Source organism: Phormidium sp. CCY1219 (assembly GCF_035615515.1).
Lineage (GTDB): Bacteria > Cyanobacteriota > Cyanobacteriia > Cyanobacteriales > Laspinemataceae > CCY1219.
The window spans coordinates 1-2,174 of sequence record NZ_JAJENT010000824.1; the positions used below are offsets into that span (position 1 = coordinate 1).

The following is a 2,174-nucleotide window of genomic DNA, read 5'->3' on the forward strand; positions in this document are numbered from 1 at the left end:
GACCGCAAGCTGACATGCCGGCGATCGCTCGTTTTCCTTCCGGGGTTGAATGATTTTGAGGCACCTCTCGAACAGTTAGGGCACCCACCGCGATCGCCTTCTTCTGCGGGGTCTAGAGGTCCGGTGGTGAAGACGATTCGCGAGTCAACCCCTGCCAAATACACCACCGATGCCCGGTTCCCCAATCGACTGTAAAGACTTATCACGCGGGCTTGCTTTGAACAAATCCATGTAGGGCAATCCACCGCGCGCGAAAGGGCAAATAACCTAAAAGCACGCAAGCCAATTTTGTGGTAAGGTGAAAAATTGACCCGTAAGCGAATCAAATCGCTTTACCACCCTATTTCCTGCGATCGAAATGCCACAAGCAACCCCAATCGAACCCTTATCGCGTCAGAAACAATTTCCCTTGACCACTGTAGGCGCACTGGTTGCAAATTCCAGTGGGCGCGTGTTAATTGTCAAAACCACAAAATGGAAGGGAACCTGGGGAGTACCGGGGGGGAAAGTCGAGTGGGGGGAAAGCCTAGAAACCGCACTGAAAAGAGAATTTCGAGAAGAAGTGGGGTTAGAGTTGAGCCACATCCGCTTCGGGTTGCTGCAAGAAGCGGTGCGAGACCCGCAGTTTTTGTATGAAGCCCATTTTATCATGGTGAATTATTATGCCTTTTCAGAGAAAGAGGCGATCGCGCCCAACGAAGAAATTGTCGAGTGGGCATGGGTGAGTCCGGAAGCGGCTTTAGACTATCCTCTCAATACCTACACCCGGGTATTAGTTGAGGACTATATTCACAGGGAAATTAACGATTTGAATGACAATCTAGGGGGCAATAACCATGTTTAAAAAAGCGTTAGTCACCGGATCGGCAGTGGGAATTGGGAAGGCGATCGCGCTGGATTTGGCCAGTAAAGGATTTGATGTAGCCTTTCACTACAACAGAAGTGCCGAAGCGGCCAAAAAAGCCAGTCAAGAAGCAGCGAAGTGGGGAGTAAAATCCGTTGCCCTACAAGCCGATATTACCCAACCCGAAGCGGCGCAATTGCTAGTGGAAAATGCAGCCAAAGAACTCGGCGGCTTATCAGTAGTTGTCAATAATGTGGGTAACTATTTGGAAAAGGCGATCGGGCAAACTTCTATAAAAGAGTGGCATGAGATGCTCGATTCCAATCTCAATGCCACATTTTACGTGACTCAAACGGCAATTCCTTACCTAAAAGAAGCCGGTTGGGGACGGATCGTCAACTTTGCATTTGCCAGTGCCCAACATTCGATTGCAGATGACGAACAGTCAGCCTATCGAATTGCGAAAACCGGGATTATTGTTTATACGAAGTCTCTGGCGAAAGAGTTAGCGAAACACAACATTACCGCCAATGTGGTTTCGCCAGGAGTGGCAGAAAATTCCGTGGGCTTAGAGGAAACGATTCCCCTCTTGCCAACCCAAAGACCGGCCACCTTAGAAGAACTCAGCAATGCGGTGGGTTTCTTTATCAATCCGCAATCCGATTACATCACCGGACAAGTTTTGGAAGTTGCCGGGGGCTGGAGGTTGTAGTTTTGCCGAAACTGCCGAAATAGGTGTAGAATAGAAAGACTGGAAAATTGTGGTTTGAAGTGAAATTACTATTTTGGAGGATAAGAGATTCAAAATGCTGACCCTGGAAGATATCTACGAAATCTACGCCAAACATAAAGAAGACTACAATGTACGAGTAGTAGAATTTGCCATAGGCCATAAACAATTTAACTTTAATTCAAAAACAGCCTTGATGGGCGTGATGAATCTTTCTACGGATTCTTGGTGGAAAGACTCGATTTGTTATAACCCAGAACAAGCGATTCGTCGCGGCAAGGTTTTAACAGCTCAAGGGGCGGACATCGTGGATATCGGAGTAGAAGCGAGTTCCCCAAATACACAAAGATCCGATGAATCCCAACAAAATAATCTACTGGAACCTATTCTGGAGACATTAAGCAACGAAGGGGTGGTAACCTCTATCGAAACTTATTACCCGGAAGTAGCCCGAGACTGTCTCAAGATGGGAGCGAATGTTATCAACTTTACTGGCAGGGAAAATAGCGAAGAAATGTATCGAGTCAGCACCCCGCTCTGAAGTAGCGGGGCTTCGTGCCTCGTTAATTTAGGTAGCTGACCCGCCTAAGTGCCTCACGC

Annotated in this window: 4 protein-coding genes; all 4 read left to right on the forward strand. The window is 47.7% G+C overall.

Features of this window, described 5'->3' with window-relative positions; genetic code table 11:
* The coding region (locus tag LKK83_RS25740) for a hypothetical protein (RefSeq protein ID WP_324634313.1) at nt 1-195 on the forward strand (195 nt) is incomplete at its 5' end.
* A 163-nt stretch (nt 196-358) separates the two neighbouring features.
* Nucleotides 359-844, forward strand: coding sequence for an NUDIX domain-containing protein (locus LKK83_RS25745; protein WP_324634314.1), 486 nt, complete (start codon nt 359-361; stop codon nt 842-844).
* Complete coding sequence (tmpR, locus tag LKK83_RS25750) at nt 837-1,556, forward strand: bifunctional dihydropteridine reductase/dihydrofolate reductase TmpR (protein ID WP_324634315.1); 720 nt, start codon at nt 837-839, stop codon at nt 1,554-1,556. Before LKK83_RS25745 ends, tmpR begins: the two co-directional genes overlap by 8 nt.
* Nucleotides 1,557-1,650: 94 nt before the next feature.
* Nucleotides 1,651-2,115, forward strand: a complete 465-nt coding sequence (locus tag LKK83_RS25755; RefSeq protein WP_324634316.1) for a dihydropteroate synthase — start codon at nt 1,651-1,653, stop codon at nt 2,113-2,115.
* The last annotated feature ends 59 nt before the right edge of the window (nt 2,116-2,174 follow it).